This is a genomic window from Variovorax raffinosi (genome assembly GCF_051216615.1).
Taxonomy (GTDB): Bacteria; Pseudomonadota; Gammaproteobacteria; order Burkholderiales; family Burkholderiaceae_C; genus Variovorax.
Genome location: NZ_JBPJZR010000002.1, coordinates 43,394 through 63,510 on the forward strand (window position 1 = coordinate 43,394; position 20,117 = coordinate 63,510).

The 20,117-nt window shown below is 69.2% G+C and carries 19 protein-coding genes and 1 pseudogene; 14 read left to right on the forward strand and 6 right to left on the reverse strand.

Annotated elements, in window-relative coordinates; genetic code table 11:
- Positions 1 to 39 precede the first annotated feature (39 nt).
- The 3 genes from ACSFB7_RS06310 to ACSFB7_RS06320 are packed head-to-tail and all read right to left on the reverse strand — an operon-like array spanning position 40 to position 2,239.
- Positions 40 to 1,326, reverse strand: a complete 1,287-nt coding sequence (locus ACSFB7_RS06310) for a c-type cytochrome (protein ID WP_435468174.1) — start codon at positions 1,324 to 1,326, stop codon at positions 40 to 42.
- 11 nt (positions 1,327 to 1,337) lie between these two features.
- Positions 1,338 to 2,054 (reverse strand): c-type cytochrome, encoded by a 717-nt coding sequence (locus ACSFB7_RS06315; RefSeq protein ID WP_435468176.1) that lies wholly within the window; start codon positions 2,052 to 2,054, stop codon positions 1,338 to 1,340.
- Positions 2,051 to 2,239 (reverse strand): DUF2970 domain-containing protein, encoded by a 189-nt coding sequence (locus ACSFB7_RS06320; RefSeq protein ID WP_435468178.1) that lies wholly within the window; start codon positions 2,237 to 2,239, stop codon positions 2,051 to 2,053. Before ACSFB7_RS06320 ends, ACSFB7_RS06315 begins: the two co-directional genes overlap by 4 nt.
- 99 nt (positions 2,240 to 2,338) lie before the next feature.
- Between ACSFB7_RS06320 and ACSFB7_RS06325 the strand changes: the two genes are divergently transcribed.
- Positions 2,339 to 3,757 (forward strand): aminotransferase-like domain-containing protein, encoded by a 1,419-nt coding sequence (locus tag ACSFB7_RS06325; protein ID WP_435468180.1) that lies wholly within the window; start codon positions 2,339 to 2,341, stop codon positions 3,755 to 3,757.
- Positions 3,758 to 3,781: 24 nt separating this feature from the next.
- Here ACSFB7_RS06325 and ACSFB7_RS06330 read toward each other — a convergent pair.
- Positions 3,782 to 4,988, reverse strand: a pseudogene (locus ACSFB7_RS06330) (MFS transporter).
- A gap of 177 nt (positions 4,989 to 5,165) precedes the next feature.
- Between ACSFB7_RS06330 and ACSFB7_RS06335 the strand changes: the two are divergent.
- Both ACSFB7_RS06335 and ACSFB7_RS06340 read left to right on the forward strand, forming a co-directional pair.
- Positions 5,166 to 6,065, forward strand: a complete 900-nt coding sequence (locus tag ACSFB7_RS06335) for a DapH/DapD/GlmU-related protein (protein ID WP_435468182.1) — start codon at positions 5,166 to 5,168, stop codon at positions 6,063 to 6,065.
- A gap of 26 nt (positions 6,066 to 6,091) precedes the next feature.
- Positions 6,092 to 6,544 carry a GNAT family N-acetyltransferase gene (locus ACSFB7_RS06340; protein ID WP_435468184.1) on the forward strand — a complete coding sequence of 151 codons (453 nt, stop codon included), beginning with the start codon at positions 6,092 to 6,094 and terminating at the stop codon, positions 6,542 to 6,544.
- A 15-nt stretch (positions 6,545 to 6,559) separates the two neighbouring features.
- Here the strand turns inward: ACSFB7_RS06340 and ACSFB7_RS06345 are convergent, their stop codons facing one another.
- Positions 6,560 to 7,384 (reverse strand): GntR family transcriptional regulator, encoded by an 825-nt coding sequence (locus ACSFB7_RS06345; protein ID WP_435468186.1) that lies wholly within the window; start codon positions 7,382 to 7,384, stop codon positions 6,560 to 6,562.
- Positions 7,385 to 7,514: 130 nt separating this feature from the next.
- On the opposite strand from ACSFB7_RS06345, the gene ACSFB7_RS06350 reads away from it, so the two are divergent.
- The 11 genes from ACSFB7_RS06350 (at position 7,515) to ACSFB7_RS06400 (ending at position 19,227) form a co-directional block, all read left to right on the forward strand.
- Positions 7,515 to 8,387, forward strand: a complete 873-nt coding sequence (locus tag ACSFB7_RS06350) for an isocitrate lyase/PEP mutase family protein (protein ID WP_435468188.1) — start codon at positions 7,515 to 7,517, stop codon at positions 8,385 to 8,387.
- A 1-nt stretch (position 8,388) separates the two neighbouring features.
- Positions 8,389 to 9,789: a 3-isopropylmalate dehydratase large subunit gene (gene leuC / locus ACSFB7_RS06355; protein WP_435468190.1), complete on the forward strand. Its 1,401-nt coding sequence runs from the start codon at positions 8,389 to 8,391 to the stop codon at positions 9,787 to 9,789.
- 2 nt (positions 9,790 to 9,791) lie between these two features.
- Entirely contained in the window at positions 9,792 to 10,418 is a 627-nt protein-coding gene (leuD, locus tag ACSFB7_RS06360; protein ID WP_435469929.1) for a 3-isopropylmalate dehydratase small subunit, read from the forward strand.
- Entirely contained in the window at positions 10,415 to 11,047 is a 633-nt protein-coding gene (locus tag ACSFB7_RS06365; RefSeq protein WP_435468192.1) for a YbhB/YbcL family Raf kinase inhibitor-like protein, read from the forward strand. Before leuD ends, ACSFB7_RS06365 begins: the two co-directional genes overlap by 4 nt.
- A 47-nt stretch (positions 11,048 to 11,094) precedes the next feature.
- On the forward strand, positions 11,095 to 12,087 hold the full coding sequence (locus ACSFB7_RS06370) for a Bug family tripartite tricarboxylate transporter substrate binding protein (protein WP_435468194.1): 993 nt from the start codon (positions 11,095 to 11,097) through the stop codon (positions 12,085 to 12,087).
- Between the two features lie 80 nt (positions 12,088 to 12,167).
- Positions 12,168 to 13,340, forward strand: a complete 1,173-nt coding sequence (locus ACSFB7_RS06375) for a 2-methylaconitate cis-trans isomerase PrpF family protein (RefSeq protein WP_435468196.1) — start codon at positions 12,168 to 12,170, stop codon at positions 13,338 to 13,340.
- The gene (locus ACSFB7_RS06380; protein WP_435468198.1) at positions 13,337 to 14,317 is read left to right on the forward strand and encodes a tripartite tricarboxylate transporter substrate binding protein; all 981 of its coding nucleotides are present in this window, start codon (positions 13,337 to 13,339) and stop codon (positions 14,315 to 14,317) included. The genes ACSFB7_RS06375 and ACSFB7_RS06380 overlap by 4 nt, the downstream gene beginning before the upstream one ends.
- 16 nt (positions 14,318 to 14,333) lie before the next feature.
- The gene (locus tag ACSFB7_RS06385) at positions 14,334 to 15,728 is read left to right on the forward strand and encodes an MmgE/PrpD family protein (protein WP_435468200.1); all 1,395 of its coding nucleotides are present in this window, start codon (positions 14,334 to 14,336) and stop codon (positions 15,726 to 15,728) included.
- Positions 15,729 to 15,768: 40 nt separating this feature from the next.
- Positions 15,769 to 16,761 (forward strand): Bug family tripartite tricarboxylate transporter substrate binding protein, encoded by a 993-nt coding sequence (locus ACSFB7_RS06390; protein ID WP_435468202.1) that lies wholly within the window; start codon positions 15,769 to 15,771, stop codon positions 16,759 to 16,761.
- A 5-nt stretch (positions 16,762 to 16,766) separates the two neighbouring features.
- A complete protein-coding gene (locus tag ACSFB7_RS06395) occupies positions 16,767 to 18,206 on the forward strand; it encodes an MmgE/PrpD family protein (protein WP_435468204.1) in 1,440 nt (479 codons plus the stop codon).
- Between the two features lie 28 nt (positions 18,207 to 18,234).
- Positions 18,235 to 19,227: a tripartite tricarboxylate transporter substrate binding protein gene (locus ACSFB7_RS06400; protein ID WP_435468206.1), complete on the forward strand. Its 993-nt coding sequence runs from the start codon at positions 18,235 to 18,237 to the stop codon at positions 19,225 to 19,227.
- Positions 19,228 to 19,271: 44 nt separating this feature from the next.
- Here ACSFB7_RS06400 and phnX read toward each other — a convergent pair whose 3' ends face one another.
- Positions 19,272 to 20,099, reverse strand: coding sequence for a phosphonoacetaldehyde hydrolase (phnX, locus tag ACSFB7_RS06405; RefSeq protein ID WP_435468208.1), 828 nt, complete (start codon positions 20,097 to 20,099; stop codon positions 19,272 to 19,274).
- Positions 20,100 to 20,117 lie beyond the last annotated feature (18 nt).

Consider the following 20,117-nt stretch of genomic DNA (forward strand, 5'->3'; position numbering starts at 1 on the left):
CGGACCACCAACGGCAGCCCGACGACCCGGTGCGGCGGCTCAGCGCCGCATCGTGTCGAGCTGCGTGACAGGCGCGCTGTTGTTGCCCCACGAGCCGCGGATGTAGGTGAGCACCGAGGCCACCTCTTCCGCATCGAGCGTCTGCCCGAACGGCGGCATGCCATAGGGGCGCGGATTGCCCGGCGTCGAGGGCAGGAAGCCGCCATGGGCGATCACCTGGATCAGGTTGGTGGGCCGTGCCATGTTCACCGCGCGGTTGCCCGCGAGCGGCGGGTACGCACCCACGGCGCCCTGCCCCTGGTCGCCATGGCAGTAGGCACAGCGCTGGTCGTAGATCTTCGCGCCGCGCGCCATGATGCCGGCATCGCGGCGGATGGGCGCCTTGGTGCTCGCGGACGCGTCGGGCTTCGGCGCGTCGGGCAGGTCCTTCAGGTAGCTCGCCATCGCCGTCAGGTCCGAATCGCTCAGGTACTGCGTGCTGCGGAACACCACGTCGGCCATCGGCCCCATGACCGAGCCGCGCGGCGCAACACCGCTCTTGAGCAGCGACACCACATCGGCCACCGGCCAATCAGCAAGGCCCGCTTCATGCGGATCGGTGAGTGACGGGGCATACCAGTTCTCGACCGCGATCAGGCCGCCCGAGAGGCCGAGCTTGGTGTCAGTGGCGCCCAGCGAATTGCGGCTGCCATGGCAGGCGATGCAATGCCCGAGCCCATCAACGAGGTAGGCACCGCGATTCCACTCGGCCGGCTTGCCCGCGTTGGCGACGAAGGCCTCGGGCTTGAACGACAGCGCGCGCCACACGGCCAGCGCGGCCTGCGTGTCGTACGGAAAGCGCAGCCGGTGCTCGCGGTTCTGTTCCGCTGCGGGCTCCAGGCTGCGCAGGTAGGCGTAGATCGCATCCGAATCCTCGCGCGTCACCTTGGTGAAGTTCGGATACGGGAAGGCCGGGTACAGCAGGCGCCCGTCCTTGCTGCGGCCGTTGTGCATCGCGCGCCAGAAATGCGCGCTGCTCCAGCCGCCGATGCCGGTCTGCGCATCGGGCGTCAGGTTGCTCGAATAGATGGTGCCGAAGGGCGTCTCGATGGGCAGGCCGCCCGCATAGGGACGGCCGCCGCGCGTGGTGTGGCAGCCCGCGCAGTTGCCCGCCAGCGCGAGGTAGCGGCCGCGCTCGACCAACTGGGGCGTGGCGTTGAAGCTTTCAGCCTGCTCGGGCAGGGCATCCTCGCCGCGCAGGTTCATCATCACCAGGGCGCCGGCGACCAGCGCCGCCAGCACGACCAGCACCAGCGCCACCCATCCGGTGCGTCGCAAAAGGCTCATGGGGGCTTTCGTCACTTCGTGGTTCCGCCGCAGGCAATCGGCATCGGCGCCGGCAGCGACGCCACGGCCTTCGCGTTGGCCGGCATCGGCTGCGTCGCCAGCCAGCTTGCGACGGCATTCACGTCAGAAGTCCACATGCGGCGGCCGACTTCGGCCATGCAGTCAGGCGCAATCGCATGCCGTTCGTTGGTAAGCCAGGCACCAAGCTGCGACGCGAGGTACAGGCGCGGCAGGCCCAGCAGGCCGGGCGTGGCAGGCTGCACACCCGTCAATGCCGCGCCGTGGCACTGCACGCAGGCCGGCAGCCGGCGCTCCGCATCGCCTTGCAGCGCGAGCACACGGCCGCGCTCGAGCACCTCGGGCTTGGCGTCACTGAGCGGCGAGATCGGCGGATAAGGCAGGTCGAGCCCGGCGAAGTACTCGGCCATCTCGCGCAGGTAGTCGTCCGAGAGGTGCTGCACCATGTAGGTCATGTCGCTGTTGAAGCGACGGCCGTCCCGAAAGCTCACGAGTTGGTTGAACAGGTAGCCGGCCGGCTTGCCCGCCAGGCGCGGGAAGTAGCCGGCATTGGTGGTCGCGCCCTCGCGGCCGTGGCAGGCGATGCAGGCGGCCACGCGCTGTTCGATGGTGTCGGGCACCGTTGCAGGCGTCGCGGCGCTTGCGACGCTCACGATGCCGGACACGAGAAGCAGCAGCGCTGTCGCGGCGAATCGAAGGCGGCGCCTCATGTGCCGGCTGCGTAGTGCGCCAGGCCCAGCAGGCCCGCGATCAACAGCAGCACCACGACGAACGCCACACCGATCAGCGGCAGGATGCCGACCTGCGCGGTCCGCTTGTCGGCATCGGCGCGACGGCCACCCAGCCCGATGAAACTCCAGAGGACGGCGCGCACCGCGCGCATGAGATTCGACATGGGGTCGAGTGTCGCCCAGCCGCGCCAGAAAAAACAGATGCAGATCCGCATCGATTCACCGGAGCAGATAAAGTCCCCGCGAATGACAACGACCCTGCGATGAAGCGTTACGAAGCCCTGGCCGCCGACATCGAGGCCTCGATCCGCAACGGCACCCTGAAGACCGGCGACCGCCTGCCCTCGGTGCGGCACACCGGCCAGAGCCGTGGCGTGAGCGCGTCCACCGTGTTCCAGGCGTACTACCTGCTCGAAGCGCGCGGGCTGGTGCGCGCACGCGACCGCTCGGGCTACTACGTGGCGGGCGACGGCCTGCGCGACGCGCCGCCTGAATCGACCCTCACCTCCCGCCCCGCCGAGGGCCCGATGTCGCTCGACGTGAGCGACCAGGTGTTCGACATCCTCGAAGCCGGCATGTCGCGCAAGGTCGTGCCCTTCGGCTCGGCCTTTCCGAGCCCGCTGCTGTTTCCGCTCGCGCGGCTCGGGCAGTTCATGGCCGCCAGCGCCAAGTCGCTCGACCCGTGGAGCACGGTGGACGACCTCACGCCCGGCAGCGCGGCGCTGCGGCGCCAGATCGCGCTGCGCTACCTGGCCGACGGCATGCCGGTGGCGGCCGATGAAATCGTCATCACCAACGGCGCGCTGGAGGCGCTCAACCTGTGCCTGTCGGCGGTCACGCGGCCGGGCGACGCGGTGATCGTCGAGTCGCCCACCTTCTATGCCGCGTTGCAGGCGCTGGAGCGCATGGGCCTGCAGGCCATCGAGGTGCCGACGCACCCGGGCGAAGGCATCGACCTCGCCGCGCTGGAGCTGGCCATCGCAGCCCACAAGCCGCGCGCCTGCTGGCTCATGACCACCTTCCAGAACCCGCTCGGCAGCCTGATGCCCGACGCGAAGAAGAAGGCGCTGGTCGAACTGCTGGCGCGGCATGAACTGCCGCTGATCGAAGACGACGTGTACGCCGAGCTTTACTTCGGCGACCGGCGACCGCCGCCGGCGAAGGCCTTCGACACGCAGGGCCTGGTGCTGCATTGCGCCTCTTTCTCGAAATGCCTGGCACCGGGCTACCGCATCGGCTGGACATCGGCCGGTCGCTTCGCACGCAAGGTGGCACGGCAGAAGCTCACGACCACGCTCAGCACCTCGGCACCGGCGCAGCTCGCGCTCGCGAGCTATCTGGAAAAGGGCGGGCTCGACAAGCACCTGCGCAAGCTGCGCCAGACCCTGGCGATGCAGCAGGCCACTTTCGCGCAGGCGGTGGGGCATTACTTTCCGCCGGGCACGCGCGCGACACGGCCGCTGGGCGGGTACTTCCTGTGGGTAGAGCTTCCAGCGCATGTGAACGCGCTGGACATTCACCGCAAGGCGCTGGAGCTGGGCATCAGCGTCGCGCCCGGCCCGATCTTCTCGGCCACGCGCGCCTTCACCAACTGCCTGCGGCTGAACTACGGCCACGCATGGGACACACAGAGCGAACAGGCGATGCAGACCCTCGGCCGGCTGATTGCGGAAGCCGCCTGAAAAGGCCGGTGCGCTTTTTCTTCTTCAGGCCATAGCGAGCGCGCGGCCCCGGCGCAACCTGAACAGCAGGAAGGCCGCGATGCTCACGTTCACCAGGTTCCAGCCGATGCCGTTCAAAAAGGCCGCGTGGTAGCTGCCGGTCAGGTCGAACACCTTGCCCGACATCCAGCCGCCCAGCGCCATGCCGAACAGCGTGAACATCAACACCGTGCCCACGCGCGCGCCCGCTTCCGCCGGCGGGAAATGCTCGCGCACGATGATCGCGTACGACGGCACGATGCCGCCCTGGAACAGCCCGAACAGCGCCGAGATCACATACAGCGGCACCAGTCCGTCGAAGGGCAGGAACAGCAGCAGCGCCACGCACTGCAGCACGCCGCCCAGCATCAGGGTGCGCAGGCCGCCGATGCGGTCGCAGATCACGCCCGACACCAGCCGGCTCACGATGCCGAAGCCCAGCATGAGCGACAGCATCATCGCGCCCTGCGCCGGCCCGTAGCCGAGGTCGCCGCAATAGGCCACGATGTGCACCTGCGGCATCGCCATCGCCACGCAGCAGGCCACGCCCGCCACGCACAGCAGGCCTTGCGCCGTGCCCATGCTCAGGCCGAAGGGGCGCGTCAGGTCGCGCGGCAAAGCGGTGCTCGATGCGTTGGCCTTCACCGGCGCCTGGGCCAGTGCCGGCGGCCGCGCCCTGAAGCAAAGTGCCAGCAGCGCCATCGTGACGCCGCAGAAGATGCCCATGCCGATGTAGGTCTGGCGCCAGCCCACCGTTTCGACGAAGTGCTGCGCAATCGGCGGCCATATCGCACCCGCCAGGTAGTTGCCGCTCGCGCACACCGCCACCGCGATGCCGCGCCGCTTGACGAACCACAGCGAGGTGTCGGCCACCAGCGGCGCGAAGGCCACCGAACTGCCGAGCAGCCCGACCAGCAGCGCCTGCGCGATGGTGAACGACACGATGCCGCCCGACATGCCGGTGGCGATGTACCCCGCGCCCAGGAACACCGAGCCGAACAGCAGCGGCCACATCACGCCGACGCGGTCGGCCAGCCTGCCCATCAGCACGCCGCCGAAACCGAAGCCCAGCATCAGCAGCGTGTAGGGCAGCGAAGCATCGGCGCGCGCGATGCCGAACTCGGCCTGCACCGCGGTGCAGCATCACCGACACCACATACATGCCGCTGCTGCCGACCGTCATGATCAGCAGCGTGAGCGCCAGGCGAACCATGGCATAGCGCGAATCCGCCTGGTGGGCGGTTGTCTCGTCGTGTGTTGTCACTGTTTTTCTCCGCGCCTGGAATGGCCGGCGCATGTCGTGTGGCATTCTCGCGGAAGACCGCCGCCGGCCTGCTGCCGGCCTTCTTTGCTTCCTTCCCGCACGCCACATCACCGAAGAAGAACCGCCATGACCATCCAGCGCACCGGCCATCGCTACCGCGACGTCGAAACGGGCAAGACCCTCGACGTGTGGTTTCCCAGGCACGCCACCTTCAACCACCGGCGCTGCCTTGCCGAGAAGGTGGGACTGATCGCGGGCGACACGATCGAAGTGCGCATCGAATCGCTCGATGCGCCGCCGGCATCGACCGAGGATGCCTACCTGCGCCTGCACCTTTTGTCCGAACTGGCGGTGCGGCCGAACGAGATCAACCTTGAAGGCTTGTTCGGTTTGCTGCAGAACGTGGCATGGACTTCGGCGGGCCCGGTGCTGCCGTCGAAGGTCGATGAACTGCGGCACCTGGTCGCGCCCGGATACCACCACCTCACGGTGCCGTCGATCGACAAGTTCCCACGCATGAGCGACTACGTCGTGCCGACCGGCGTGCGCATTGCCGACGCCGACCGCGTGAGGCTGGGCGCGCATCTCTCGCCGGGCACCACCGTCATGCACGAGGGCTTCGTGAACTTCAATGCGGGCACGCTGGGCGAGTCGATGGTCGAGGGGCGCATCACACCGGGCGTGACCGTCGGCAAGAACTCCGACATCGGCGCGGGCGCGTCCATCATGGGCACGCTCTCCGGCGGCGGCAAGACGAAGAACGCCATCGGCGAGCGCAGCCTGCTGGGTGCCAATGCGGGCATCGGCATTTCGCTGGGCGACGAATGCATCGTCGAGGCGGGCCTGTACGTGACGGCGGGCACCAAGGTCAAGCTGCCGGATGGCAGCGTGGTGTCTGCCAGGGCGCTGTCGGGCAAGTCCGGTCTTCTCTATCGGCGCAACAGCCAGAGCGGTGCTGTCGAGGTGCTGGAGACCGATGCAAAGCGATGGGGCGGGTTGAACACGACGCTGCACAGCAACGACTGATGCGTGTGAGCGAGCGAACGGAACGCATGAACGTCGTCTACAGAAAGGCCATCCCCGAAGACACGCCTGGGTGCATCGACCTGCGTGGCAAGACCAGAGAGAACGCCTTCTCGGTCGAAGAACTCGAAGCCATCGGCATCACGCTGGAGAGCTGGCAGGCCGCCGTCGCCGACGGCTCCCTGCCCGGCTACGTGGCGCTGATCGATGGCGAACTGGCCGGCTATTGCTTCGGCGACCGTGAGACTGGCGAGATCGCTGTGCTTGCGCTGCTGCCGACCTGCGAAGGCAAAGGCATCGGCAAGGAACTGCTGCGCCTGATGGTCGAGGAGTTCAAGGCGCTGGGCTTCAAGCGGCTCTTTCTCGGCTGCTCGTCCGACCCGAAGGTCCGCTCGCATGGCTTCTACAGGCACCTGGGCTGGCAGCCCACGGGCGAGATCGATGCGGCGGGTGACGAGGTGCTGGCGTACCTCGTTCCCTGACCCGAGGTAAACAGGCTAGGCGCGCCTCCTGGGTGGCGGTGACGGCGGGTGCACGTCGTGCACCACCTGCCCCGCCGTGAGCGTGTTGATCGTCTCGCCTGCGATGTCCATGAGGATGCGGCTGCGCTCCGCGGTCAGCGACACGGTGAGGTGCTGCACCGGCCGTGCGTCCAGGTCGTGCAGCAGCCGCACCATCTTCAGCAGCGGCGCGCCGGTCTCCACATGCAGCAGCCGCGCGCGCGCCGGATCGGCCACCTCGGCCGTGATCTCCTGCACCACCCGGCCGAACTTCACGCCCTGCGCCAGCAGGATCTCGTAGAGCGCGTGCTTGCGCAATGCGCTGGCCGACACGCGCTTGCCCAGCAGCGCCGGCACCCAGGCGTCGGTGAGCATGACCGGCACGCCGTCGATGCTGCGCAGGCGCAGCGCATGCACCGCCTTCTCGCCGGGTTCGAGCTGCAGCAGCGCGGCCACGTCGGGCGGCGCCTCGGCATGCGCGACCTCCAGCACCTCGACATCGGTTTCGAGCGCCGCCTTGCGCAGCCCGTCGATCAGGCCGAGGCTGGGCCTTGCGCGCACCTGCGGCAGGTCGGCGCGCACGAAGGTGCCCAGTCCATGCCGGCGCTCCACGAGGCCGAGCGAGGCCAGGTCGGCCAGCGCGCGGCGCACCGTGATGCGCGACACGCCGAAGCGCTCGCACAGCGCTTCTTCCTTCGGCAACGCGCCGGAGGCATAGACGCCACGGGTGATTTCGTCGCGCAGCACGACGAACAACTGCCGGTGCAGCGAGGTGCCGGGACCGCGTTCGAGCGAGGGAGCGGATGTGGGAGGACGTGCCATGGAAGAAGGAAAAACGAAGGTCGAGCATAGCAAGACGCCCAACCGCGTCCCGTGGGCGACTTGCGGATTTCGATCAGTTGTACTTAGAATATAAACACATAAACTCAAGTACCGCTGAACAAGGCCCACCATGAACCCTTCCCTCACGCTTCGCCAACTGCTCGACGCGCCCGGCATGGTGATCGCCCCCGGCGCCTACGACGCCATCGGCGCGCGGCTGATCGAACAGGCCGGCTTTGCCGCTGCCTACATGACGGGCGCCGGCACCTCGGCCGCGCGCGGCTTTCCCGACTTCGGCCTGCTCACGATGAGCGAGATGGTCGACAACGCCGCCGTGATGGCGCGCTCGGTCGCCATTCCACTCATCGCCGATGCCGACACCGGCTACGGCAACGAGCTGAACGTGACACGTACCGTGCGCGAATACGAAGCGCGCGGCGTGGCCGCCATCCATATCGAGGATCAGGTCTCGCCCAAGCGCTGCGGCCACCTCGACGGCAAGGAGGTGGTGTCGCGCGAGCAGTTCGTCTCGAAGATCCGCGCGGCGGTGGAAGCACGCCGCAGCAAAGAGTTCGTGGTGATCGCCCGCACCGACGCGCGCGCCATGCTGGGCCTGGACGAAGCCATCGACCGCGCCAATGCCGCGCTGCAGGCCGGTGCCGACATGGCTTTCGTCGAAGCCACGCAGACGCCCGAGGAAGTGGCCGCCGTGCCGAAGCGCGTGCACGGCCCTTGCCTGCTCAATGTGGTGCCCGGTGGCCGCACGCCGGTGTTCGACCTGCGCGAGGCCGAAGCCATGGGCTACAAGCTCGCGATCCTGCCGGGGCTGATGCTCAAGGCCGCCATCGAGGCGGGCGACGCGGCACTGGCCGAACTCAAGGCGACCTTCAAGGCTCCGGCGGTGAACGCCAGCGTGGCGCAGACCTTCCGCCGCTTCGGTGCCGACGAGTGGGATGCCCTGCGCACGCGTTTCAACGCGGGTGCCACCATGGAAAGCCGCTGACATGGCCCGCACCCTGTTCGACAAGCTCTGGGACGCGCATGTCGTGCGCGAGCTGGGCGACGGCTGGGCCCTGCTGCACATCGACCGCCACCTGCTGCACGACCTCTCGGGCCCACCCGCAATGGCCGAGGTGGCCGCGCGCGGACTGCCGCTGCACAACCCGGAGCTGGACTTCGCGACGCCGGACCACGCCGCGTCGAGCCAGCCCGGCCGCACGGCCGGCACCTTCCCGCTCGGCGGCCGGCTGCACGGCGCACTGCGCGACCTCAGCGCGAAATCGGGCGTGCGCTTCTACGACCTCGGCCAGCCGGGCCAGGGCATCGTGCATGTGATGGGGCCCGAACTGGGCATCGTGCTGCCGGGCCTGACGGTGATCTGCGGCGACAGCCACACCTGCACCAATGGCGGCCTCGGCGCGCTGGCCTTCGGCGTGGGCTCTTCGGAAAGCACGCACGCCCTGGCCACGCAAACGCTGCGCCAGCAGAAGCCACGGCGCATGCGCATCCGCTGCGACGGCGTGCTCGGCGCGGGCGTCACCGCGAAAGACTTGGCGCTGCACATCATCGGCGCGCTCGGCGCGGCGGCCGGCGTGGGCTATGCGATCGAGTTTGCGGGCGAAGCGGTGCGCGCGCTCGATGTCGAGGCGCGGCTCACGCTGTGCAACCTCACGGTGGAGCTGGGCGCGCGCTTCGGCCTGATCGCGCCCGACCGGCGCACTATCGACTGGGTGCGTGGACGCAGCTTCGCGCCCACGGACGCGGCCTTCGATGCGGCAGCCTTGTATTGGCTCTCGCTGGCTTCCGACGACCATGCCACGTTCGATCACGAAGAGGTGATCGACGCCAGCGCCATCGCGCCCACCATCACCTGGGGCACCAGCCCCGAGGACGCCATCGCCATCGACGGCACCGTGCCCGATCCATCGGCGGCTGCCGATGCCGCCAGCCGCAGCGCCATCGAAGCCGCGCTCGACTACATGGGCCTCGCGCCGCGCACCGCCATCGCCGGCACGCCGGTCGACTGGGTCTTCATCGGCTCGTGCGCCAACTCGCGCCTGCCCGACCTGCGCGCCGCCGCCGAAGTGGCGCGCGGGCGCCATGTGGCGCAAGGCGTCACTGCATGGGTGGTGCCCGGCTCCGAGAACGTCAAGCGCGCCGCCGAAGCCGAAGGGCTGCGCGAGGTGTTCGAGGCGGCCGGCTTCCAGTGGCGCGAACCCGGCTGCAGCATGTGCGTGGCGGCCAATGGCGAGCAGGTGCCGCCCAAGGCGCGCTGCGTGTCGACTTCCAACCGCAACTTCGTCGGGCGGCAAGGCCCGGGCGCGCGCACGCACCTCGCGAGCCCGGCGATGGCCGCCGCCGCGGCGGTGACCGGCCGCATCACCGATGTGAGGACGCTGAAATGACCATGACCCCCTTCACCGCCGTCACCGGCCCCGCCGTGCCGCTGATGCGCGCCAACGTCGACACCGACGTCATCATCCGCATCGAGCGCCTTACCTCGTTCCAGCGCGACCAGCTCGGCCCCTTCGCCTTCGAGGCGCTGCGCCTGCGCGCCGATGGCAGCGAAGACCCGGCCTGCGTGTTGAACCAGCCCGCCTTCCGCCAGGCACCCGTGCTGTTGGCTGCCGAGAACTTCGGCTGCGGCTCGTCGCGCGAAGGCGCGGTGTGGGCATTGATGGGCCTGGGCGTTCGCTGCGTGATCGCGCCGAGCTTCGGCGACATCTTCTTCAACAACTGCTTCCAGAACGGCGTGCTGCCGCTGCGCCTGCCCATCGCGCAGGTCGAGGCACTGGCGGCGCAATGCGCGGGCGGTGCGGCGGTGACGGTTGATCTGCAGGCGCGGACGGTCACGGCACCGGACGGCAGCGTGTCGCCGTTCGAGATCGATCCGCTGCGCCGCGAGGCACTGCTGCACGGCCTCGACGACATCGGCCTCACGCTGAAGGACGACGCGCTGATCCGCGAATGGCAACAGGCCGACCGCGTGCGTCGGCCCTGGGCATGGCCCGTCGCTGCGGGAGTCGAGGCTTGAGCACCAACACCACCTCGCTGCAACGGCACCCCTGGGTGCTGCGCTGGGCCGGGCTGCTCACGCGCGGACGCCATGCCGGCGATGCGAGCCTGGCCTGCAGCGACGCGGTGCTCGCCCGGCTGCCCGCGACGATCGAACTGCGAAGCGCGGACTTCGCGCATGGCAAGGCGATGGCGCAGCGGCAGGCGGGCGAAGGCGTCGGAGACAACCGCTCGCCCGCGCTGGCGTGGCAAGGGCTGCCGCCTCAGGCCACGCATTGGCTGCTGCTGTGCGAAGACCCCGATGTGCCGATGGTCCATGCCATCACGCATGCGCTCGCATGGGGCCCTTCGTCATTGAACGCGCTGCAGCAAGGGGCGCTGAACAGCGACCAAGCCCCAGCGGGCGTGACGCTGGCGATGAACGGCCTCGGGCGCAGGGGCTACGACGGCCCGCGACCCTTGCCCGGCCACGGCCCGCACCGCTACGTGTTCCAGCTCTACGCGCTCGACGCCATGCCGCCGCCTGATCTTTCACGCGAAGGCGGCCTGCTGCCCTGGCTGCATGCCCACGCCCTGGCGCGTGGGCGCCTGGATGGCCTTTACCAGCGTGACTGGCGCGGCCGGACGGTCGTGCCTTCGCCCCCCTGAGGCACGGCACCGCCCCTCATTCATTCATTCAAAAAAACGGAGACAAGATGTTCGACAACCCCTTCAGGCCCAAGAGGCCTCCACCAGCGTTCGCCCTGCTCCCCGCAGCGGTGTTGTTCGCGCTCGCACCGCCAGCCTTCGCCCAGGCGAGCTGGCACCCCGACCGCCCCGTGACGCTCATCGTTCCCTACTCGGCCGGCGGCGGCACCGACGCTACAGCCCGTGCCGTCTCCAAGCAGCTTGGCGTGATCTGGAAACAGCCCGTGGTGGTCGAGAACATGCCCGGCGCCGACGGCCTGATCGGCACGCGCCGCGTGATGGAGGCCAAGCCCGACGGCTACACATTGCTGCTGCAGGTGCCATCCATTGTGGTCACCAAGTACACGCCGGGCCTGAAGGGCGTCGACCCGCTCGCGCGGCTGGAGCCGGTGACGGCGGTGTCGCAGTCGCCCGCCGCCGTGGTCGTCAGCGCGAAGCTGCCGGTCAAGACCTTCGGCGAGTTCATCCAGTACTGCAAGACCGCCGCGCAGCCCTGCTCGCTCGGCACCGGCGAATCGACGGCGCGCATCTCCGCGAAGCAGCTTGCCGCCGAGGCGGGGCTGCCGAACCTGATCGTCGTCAACTACCGCGGCACGGGCGCGATCGTGACCGACATGATCGCCAACAACGTGAACATGGCGTTCACCGGCATCACGGCTGCGCTGCCGCACTACAAGTCGGGCACGCTGAAGATCCTCGCCACGCAAGGCGCGAAGCGCGCGGCCGCATTGCCCGAGGTACCGACCACCGCCGAGGCCGGCTATCCGCAGTTCCGGTCGGTCACCTGGTTCGGCCTGTTCGCGCCCATGGGCACGCCGCCGGCCGTGACGCAAGGCATCGTCGCCGCGCTGCAAGAGGCGGTGAAAGACGCCGACGTACAGAAGACCATCGCCTCGGCCGGCGCCGAGCCGGTGGTGAACACACCCTCCGCCTTCGCGGCGCAGGTTCGCGAAGAGAGCGAGCGCATGGCCGCGCTCGTCAAGCTCTACCCGCTCGAATAGCTCATCCACCCACGTTTACTGCCTCAAGGCGCGGCGCATCGGCCCCGCCCGCCGGCATTCCATTTCCAAGGAGCAAGACCATGGCTTCCATCCAGGAGACCGAACAGGTCGCCGTGCGCTGCGTGCTGATGCGCGGCGGCACCAGCAAGGCGCTTTTCTTCCACGAGCACGACGTGCCACCCGCGGGCCCCGCGCGCGACCGCCTGCTCAAGCGTGCGATGGGCACGCCCGACGTGCTGCAGATCGACGGCATGGGCGGCTCGCGGCTCGTGACCTCGAAGGTCGCGATCATCCAGCGCTCCGCGCGGGACGATGCCGACGTCGACTACACCTTCGCGCAGGTCGACGTGGACCGCGACATCGTCGGCCACGACGCCAACTGCGGCAACATCTCCTCGGCCGTCGCGCCCTTTGCCATCGACGAAGGGCTGGTGGAAGCCGTCGAGCCGGTGACCACCGTGCGCATCTACAACACCAACACCGACAAGCTGCTGGTCTCGAAGGTGCAGGTGAAGAACGGCAAGGCCCGCGTGCACGGCGACTGCGCCATTCCCGGCGTGCCCGGCACGGGCGCGGAGATCCTCATGGACTACGCGGGCACCGTGGGCACCAAGACCGGCCGCCTGCTGCCCACGGGCAACGCGGTGGACACGGTGACGCTGGAAGACGGCCGCCGCATCGAGGTGTCGCTGTGCGACACCGCCAACCCCTGCGTGTTCATCGCGGCGTCAGCCCTCGGCATGAGCGGCAGCGAGCTGCCCGATGCCATCAGCGCCGACCGCGCGCTCATCGAGACGCTGGGCGAGATCCAGTCGAAGCTGGGCCAGCGCATCGGCCTCTACGCCGACTGGCGCGACGTGCACCTGCCGGGCCTGCCGCTGGCGGTGATCGTCGCGCCGCCGGCGGACTACGCCGACGTGAACGGCGACACGCAGGAGGCCGCATCGATGGACCTGCGCGCGCGGCTCGTGTTCCTCGGCAAGTGCCACGACAGCATGGCCGGCACCGGCTCGATGTGCACGGCCGCCGCCTCGCGCGTGCCGGGCTCGACGGTGCACCAGGCGGTCGGTGCGGAACGCGCGGCCACCGGCACGCTGCGCATCGGCCATCCGCTGGGCGTGATGGAAGTGAAGGTGGTGGCCGAAGCGGCGGCCGACCCGGCGGACATCCGCTTCTCGGCGCTCGGCCTCACGCGCACGGCGCGCCGGTTGATGGCGGGCGAGGTCTATGTGCCGGTGGAGGAGCACGTATGAAGAAGGCAACCCTCTCGCGGCGCGCGCTCGGCGCGTTCTGCATTGCCGCAGCAACCACTGCGGCATTGGCCCAAAGCCCGCTGCCGGCCAAGCCGCTGCGCATCGTGGTCGGCTACCCGGCGGGGCAGACGGTGGACATCATCGCGCGCAACTACGCCGCCGCGCTCACCAAAGAACTCGGCCAGCCCGTCTACGTCGACAACCGCGCGGGCGCCAACGGCAGCCTCGGCGCGCAGGAAGTGAAGAAGAGCGCGCCCGACGGCAGCACGCTGCTGCTCGGCACGCTGGGCCAGATGGCCATCAACCCCACGCTCTACAAGAAGCTGCCCTACGACACGCTGAAAGACTTCGCGCCGGTGTCGATGGTGAGCATGGGCCCGCTGCTGCTGGTGGCCAATCCGTCGTTCCCGCCGAACAACGTGAAGGAGCTGATCGCCTATGCGAAGACGCGGCCCGGCAAGATCGACTTCGGCTCGGGCGGCAACGGCATCACCGCGCACCTGGCGATGGAACTGTTCCAGGCGCAGGCCGGCATTCAGCTCAACCACATCCCCTACAAGGGCTCGCCCGCCGCGCTGAACGACCTGATGGGCGGCCAGGTGTCGCTGATGTTCGATGCCGTACCGGCGGCGTTGCCGCACGTGAAGTCGGGCAAGCTGAAGGCACTGGCCATCTCGGGGCTCAAGCGCAACCCGCAGTTGCCTTCGCTGGCCACGGTGGATGAGCAGGGCCTCAAGGGTTTCGAGGTCAATTCGTGGGTCGGCTTTCTCGCGCCGGCGGGCACGCCGCAGGCCACGGTCGATGCGCTGAACGCGGCCATCCACCGCGCCGCCGCCAGCCCCGAGCTGGTGGAAGCCACGCGCGCCATCGGCTCCGAAGTGCAGGTCGACACGCCCGCGCACTTCGCGGCCTTCCTGCAGACCGAAGTGAAGAAATGGGGCAAGGCCGTGACCGACGGCCGTGTCCAGATCGATTGACCCGAGGAACATCACCATGACCCTGGACACCCCCGTGGCCGAAGCGGCCGCCCCCACCTCTTCCACCGCCGCGCTGGCTGCGCTCGCAGCCCGCACCGCGTCGACTGCGTTCCCCGATGCGCTGATCGGGCTGATGGAGGAATGCGTGCTCGACCTGGCGGGCCACACGGCTTTTTCCGCGCAGTTCGCTGAAAGCAGCCCGGCCTTCCGCGAGGGCACCCGCATGCTCGATCCCGCAGGACAGGGCTTCAGCGTGATCGGTGAGCGCGGCAGCTACTCGCAGCCCCAGGCCGCGCTGCTCAATGGTGCGTTCTCGCACACGATGGACTTCGACGACACCAATGTCTTCGGCGTGCTGCATCCCGGCTCGCCAGTGATCTCGGCGGCGCTGGCCACGGCCGAGGCCGGCGCCGCCAGCGGACGCGCGCTACTCGAAGCCATCGCCGTCGGCTACGAAGTGGCTTGCCGCATCGGCGGCGCGCTGGGCCCGACCGCCTACGACCGGGGCTTTCACATCACATCGGTGGCCGGCATCTTCGGCGCGATTGCCGCGGCCGGCAGGCTGCGCGGCCTGGACGCGGCCACCATCGAGAGCGCATTCGGCATCGCTGGCAGCCTGGCCGCGGGCTCGATGCAGTACCTGGACAGCGGCGCCTGGAACAAGCGCCTGCACCCGGGCTTCGCCGCGCACGGGGCATTGATGGCGCTGGGCTTCGCGCAGGCCGGCGTGTTCGCGGCGCGCGAGCCCATCGAGGGCCGCTTCGGCCTGCTCAACGGCTACAGCGCGAAACCGCGCCCCGAGGCACTCGGCCAGGACCTGGGCGACAACTGGGTCGCGCTGCAAACGGGCATCAAGCCTTACCCCTCGTGCCGCATGACGCACGGCGCGGTCGATGCCGCGCTGGCGCTGCGTGAGCGCTGCACGCACGAGGAGCGGCTGGCCGCACGGCTGCACATCGAGATTCCGGCCAAGGCCTTCGACATCGTGGGCGAACCGCTCCCGGCGAAGATCGCGCCGCGCAACATCGTCGACGGACAGTTCAGCGTCTACTTTCAGGTCGCCTGCGCCTGGCTCGACGGCAAGCTCGACTGGCAGAGCTATGAACGTCTGGGCCAACCCGACGTGGAGGCGCTGGCACGGCGCATGACGGTGCAGGCGGGCAGCGATTTCCAGGGGCCCGGCGCGCGGCTGCAGGTCGAGGGCCGGGACGACCTGCGCATCGAGATCAAGGTGCCCTCGGGCGAGCCGTCGACGCCGCTGGGCCGGCCGCGCTTGCGGCAGAAGTACCTGTCCCTGGCCACGCCGGTGTACGGGGCTGCGCAGGCCGACGCGCTCGCCACGCGGCTGCTGGCATTGCGCCGCGAGCCTTCGGCCGCCGCGCTGATCCGCGCGCTGCGCGCTGGCGACTGAACGCCGAGCGCCGGCTCTTCAACACCCGAGAAAAACCCCCATGCGCCTGACCCCCTGGTTCAACCCGCTGCTGCTGTGCGTTGCGACATGCATCGCACCCCCCCATGCAGCGGCGCAAAGCTACCCCACGAAACCGGTGAAGATCGTGGTGCCTTTCAGCCCCGCGAGCAGTTCGGACAACACGGCCCGCAGCGTCACCGAGCGGCTCACGGCGCGCTTCAAGCAGCCCTTCATCGTCGACAACCGCGTCGGCGCCGGCGGCACGATCGGCGTAGCGGCCGTGGCGCGGTCGCCGGCCGACGGCTACACGCTGCTGCTCACCACATCGTCGCCACTGGTGATCAATCCGCTGATCGACAGGACGGTGAGCTACGACGTCGAGAAAGACCTGATACCGGTTGCGATGCTCTCCAGCGGCGGCCTGCTGCTGGTGTCGAGCCCGAAGGTTCCCGCAAAGAACCTCAAGGAACTCATCGCGCTCATCCGCAAGAGCCCCGGCACGTACAGCTACGCCTCGAACGGAAACGGCAGCTACTCCCACATGGCGATGGAGCTGTTCAAGCAGATGGCCGAGCTCGACATGGTCCATGTGCCCTACAAAGGACCGGCCCAGGCCGAGACCGACGTGATGGCCGGGCAGGTGACCCTGATGTTCGACGCCGTGGCCACCGGCAGCGAGCAGATCAAGGCCAACCGGCTGCGCGCCTACGGCATCAGTTCGCTGAAGCCGGATGCGATCGCGCCGCAATTCAAGCCGCTGGCGGGGCAGGATATCCCCGAACTCAAGGGGTTCGACGTGGTCGGCTGGAGCGGCGTGCTCGCCCCCAGGGGAACGCCCGCCCCGGTGGTCGAGGCACTGGCGGCTGCCTTGCGCGAGACGGTGGCCGACCCGGTGTTCCGCGACCTCATGGCGCGGCGCAACGCATCGCTCGTTGCGCCCGAAGAGACGGGCGGCATGGCCCGGCAGATCCGCAGCGACCGCGACAAGTGGGAAGCGCTGGTCAAGTCCGCCCAGATCCGGCTGGAACCCTGAACCCGATGACGAGCAACGAAATGAACACCATGAACGACGCCACCGATCCCGCAGGCCCCACCGGCCGCCTCGCCCATTGGCTCGCCGGCTTCCGGCTCGACGACGCGCCCGCCTCGGCGCGCGAGCGCGCCAAGGCGCTCACGCTCGACGGCATTGCCTGCGCCATCGTCGGCGCGCAGTTGCCCTGGTCGCGCACCGCCGCGCAGATCGTGCAGAAGTTCGAGGGCCGCGGCGACCGCACCATCGTCGGCTGGGGCACGCGCACCAGCGCGCCGGGCGCGGCGCTGCTCAACGGCACCTTCATCCAGGGCTTCGAGCTGGACGACTACCACCCGCTGGGCCCACTGCACAGCGCATCGATCGTGCTGCCCGCGTTGTGGGCCGCGTCGGAAGGCGATGCGAAGGTGAGCGGCCGGCAGTTCCTCGAAGCCGCACTGGCCGGTTATGAAGTCGGCCCGCGCGTGGGCATGGCCCTGCACGGCGCGCAGATGCTGTCGCGCGGCTGGCACTCGGGCTCGGTGTTCGGCACGCACGCGGCGGCCGCATCGGTCGGCAAGCTGCTGGGTCTCGACCCGGCGCGCTTCGAAGACGCATTGGGCCTGGCGGGCACACAGTCGGCCGGCCTCATGGCCGCGCAGTACGAGGCGATGTGCAAGCGCATGCACCACGGCTTCTCGGCGCGCAACGGGCTCTATGCGGCGGTGCTGGCCGAAGGTGGCTACACCGGCATCAAGCGCGTGTTCGAGCGCGAATACGGCGGCTTTCTCTCGACCTTCGGCGAAGGCCACGACCCTGACGCATCGAAGATCACCGAGGCGCTGGGCGAGCGCTGGGAGGTGGAGCGCATCGTCATCAAGCCGTATGCCGCGATGGGCGGCATCCACTCGCCGCTCGACGCGCTCTTCGATGCCGGTGCGCAGCGCAAGCTGGTGCCGCAAGAGATCGCACGCATCGAGGTCGAGGTGAGCCATGCGGTCTATCACCACGGCTGGTGGGTGCCCGAGCGGCCGCTGACGCCCATCGGCGCGCAGATGAACATCGGCTATGCACTGGCCGTGGCGGTGCTCGACGGCGAGGCGATGGTGAAGCAGTTCGCGCCCGCGCGCATCGACGCCGACGATGTGTGGGCGCTGATTCCGCGCATCGAGGTGCGGCACCAGCCCGAGTTCGACGCGGGTGGACCGCTCAAGCGTGGCCGTGTGCGGCTGGTGGTGACTTTCACCGATGGCCAGCGCATCCAGGTCGAGCGCAATTCATCGCGCGCCATCGAGTCGCCGCAGAGCAGCGACGAGGTCGCGGCCAAGTACCGCACGCTGACCGATGGGCTGATCGACGGCGCACGGCAGAAAGCCATCGAAGACATGGTGCGTTCCATCGAAGACCTGCCCGACGTGCGCGAACTGCTCGCGCTGCTGGCACCGCCCGTGGCTGCCGCCTTCGACTGATGCACTGAAAAGACGGAGACAAGACACCATGACGCACACACCCGCGCACCCCGACCGCCGCGCGTTCTCGCTGGGCCTGCTGACACTCGCGGGCGCCGCTGCCCTGCCCGCCCATGCGCAAGACCCGTGGCCCGCCGGCAAGCCGATCCGCCTGGTGCTGCCGTTTTCCGCCGGCGGCCCCGGCGACAGCAACGTGCGCGCCATGGCGCAGGCGCAGGGCAAGCGGTTGAACCAGACCATCATCGTGGACAACCGGCCGGGCGCGGGCGGCATCATCGGCAGCGAGTACGTGGCCAAGAGCGCGCCTGATGGCTACACGTGGCTGTCGGCCGGCAACGGCGCCATTGCCAACGCGCTGCTGCGCCCGAAGATGCCCTATGCCGAAACCGACCTCGTGCCGGTCGTGGGCACCAGCACCGCGCCCTCCGTGCTGGTCACCAATGCGAGCGTGCCGGCGAAGAACCTGAAAGAGTTGCAGGCCTGGGCACGCGCCAAGGGCCGGCTGAACTTCGGCACCGCGGGCAGCGGCAGCACGGGGCACTTCGTGGCGGAGATGGTGGAGTCGGCGCTCGGTGTGCCGGTGACGCTGGTGCACTACAAGAGCGGCTCGCAGACGGTGAACGCCATCGTCGGTGGCGAAGTCGACCTGGCCTCGGAGGCGCCCATCGGTGTCTCGGCCTTTGTGCAATCCGGCCGGCTGCGCGCGCTGGCCCTGGCGGCGCGCGAGCGCACGGGGCCGATGAAGCAGGTGCCGACCACGGTGGAGCAGGGCTTCCCGACGATCCTCATGCAGCACTGGGGCGGCATCTTCGCGCCGAAGGGCACGCCGGGCGCGGTTCTGGACCGCATCGCCGATGTCACGCTGCAGGCCTTCAGGGAAGACGCCGACCTGATCGCGCAGACCGAGCGCGGCGGCGCGCAGCCGATGTTGCTGGGACGGGCCGCGTTCGAGAAATTCCTTGCCGAGGAGCGCACGCGCATGGCGCAGATCGTCACCGCGTCGCACATGACGCTGGAGTAAGTAGCCGCGGTCCGGCCGGATGCCGCCGCTTCTCTGGTGACGGGTCAGGCGGCGGCAGGCCGCTCGCCGCGCTGCAACCGACGCTCGATGTCTTCCAGCACCTGCGGCAGATCGGCCACGCTGTCGATCACGTAGTGCGCGCCGGCGGCTTCGAGTTCGGCGGTGGCACGCGCACGGCGCTCCTGCTGCTGGTCGGCGTCGAGCGCCTGCCACTCGGCCAGCGTGAGGCCGTTGGCATTGCCGCTGACCGACAGGCCCACGGCCCAGGTGCCGGCGTTCAGGCCTTCCTGCAGGCCCACGCCGGTGTCGTCGACCTTCACCACCGTGTAGGGCGGCCACACGCCGAGGTCGGCGAAGCAGCGGTACATCATGAGCGGCGACGGACGGCCTTCGGCGAGGTCGCCGCCGCACACGAGGTTGTCGGGCGCATAGCCACCGGCCGCGGCGATGGGCACGACCACTTCCATGATCGGGCGGTTGTAGCCGGTGGTCGAGCCGATCTTCAGGCCGCGCTGGCGGGCCGCGTTCACCGCATCGATCGCGCCGGGAATGAAGTCGGCGTGGTCGCGCGCGCTGGCCGCGTTCATGGGCGTGAACACTTCGTAGAGCGTGTCGACGTCGGCGTCGTTGAAGGCGTGGCCGTGCTTGGCCTCCCACTGCGCGGCGATGCGCGGCAGCGTGCCGAGCGCCTTGATGTGGTCCCACTTGGCCATGCCCATCGGGCCGCGTGCCTCGGCGATGGTGATGTCCACGCCGAACTGCTCGAACAGCTTCACGAAGGCGCCCATGGGTGCGCAGGAACCGAAGTCGAGGATGGTGCCGGCCCAGTCGAAGACGACGGCCTGGAGCTGCGAATGGTTGTGGGCGTTCATGGCTGGAAAGATGAAAGG

Bases quoted from the DNA above. Each gene is read 5' to 3' on its own strand.
- ACSFB7_RS06375 (WP_435468196.1), top strand. From the start codon at position 12,168: ATGGCTTCCATCCAGGAGACCGAACAGGTCGCCGTGCGCTGCGTGCTG.
- leuC (WP_435468190.1), top strand. From the start codon at position 8,389: ATGGCCCGCACCCTGTTCGACAAGCTCTGGGACGCGCATGTCGTGCGC.
- ACSFB7_RS06340 (WP_435468184.1), top strand. From the start codon at position 6,092: ATGAACGTCGTCTACAGAAAGGCCATCCCCGAAGACACGCCTGGGTGC.
- ACSFB7_RS06315 (WP_435468176.1), bottom strand. From the start codon at position 2,054: ATGAGGCGCCGCCTTCGATTCGCCGCGACAGCGCTGCTGCTTCTCGTG.
- ACSFB7_RS06390 (WP_435468202.1), top strand. From the start codon at position 15,769: ATGCGCCTGACCCCCTGGTTCAACCCGCTGCTGCTGTGCGTTGCGACA.
- phnX (WP_435468208.1), bottom strand. From the start codon at position 20,099: ATGAACGCCCACAACCATTCGCAGCTCCAGGCCGTCGTCTTCGACTGG.
- ACSFB7_RS06350 (WP_435468188.1), top strand. From the start codon at position 7,515: ATGAACCCTTCCCTCACGCTTCGCCAACTGCTCGACGCGCCCGGCATG.
- ACSFB7_RS06380 (WP_435468198.1), top strand. From the start codon at position 13,337: ATGAAGAAGGCAACCCTCTCGCGGCGCGCGCTCGGCGCGTTCTGCATT.
- ACSFB7_RS06385 (WP_435468200.1), top strand. From the start codon at position 14,334: ATGACCCTGGACACCCCCGTGGCCGAAGCGGCCGCCCCCACCTCTTCC.
- ACSFB7_RS06400 (WP_435468206.1), top strand. From the start codon at position 18,235: ATGACGCACACACCCGCGCACCCCGACCGCCGCGCGTTCTCGCTGGGC.
- ACSFB7_RS06370 (WP_435468194.1), top strand. From the start codon at position 11,095: ATGTTCGACAACCCCTTCAGGCCCAAGAGGCCTCCACCAGCGTTCGCC.
- ACSFB7_RS06345 (WP_435468186.1), bottom strand. From the start codon at position 7,384: ATGGCACGTCCTCCCACATCCGCTCCCTCGCTCGAACGCGGTCCCGGC.
- ACSFB7_RS06335 (WP_435468182.1), top strand. From the start codon at position 5,166: ATGACCATCCAGCGCACCGGCCATCGCTACCGCGACGTCGAAACGGGC.
- ACSFB7_RS06325 (WP_435468180.1), top strand. From the start codon at position 2,339: ATGAAGCGTTACGAAGCCCTGGCCGCCGACATCGAGGCCTCGATCCGC.
- ACSFB7_RS06310 (WP_435468174.1), bottom strand. From the start codon at position 1,326: ATGAGCCTTTTGCGACGCACCGGATGGGTGGCGCTGGTGCTGGTCGTG.
- leuD (WP_435469929.1), top strand. From the start codon at position 9,792: ATGACCCCCTTCACCGCCGTCACCGGCCCCGCCGTGCCGCTGATGCGC.
- ACSFB7_RS06395 (WP_435468204.1), top strand. From the start codon at position 16,767: ATGACGAGCAACGAAATGAACACCATGAACGACGCCACCGATCCCGCA.
- ACSFB7_RS06320 (WP_435468178.1), bottom strand. From the start codon at position 2,239: ATGTCGAATCTCATGCGCGCGGTGCGCGCCGTCCTCTGGAGTTTCATC.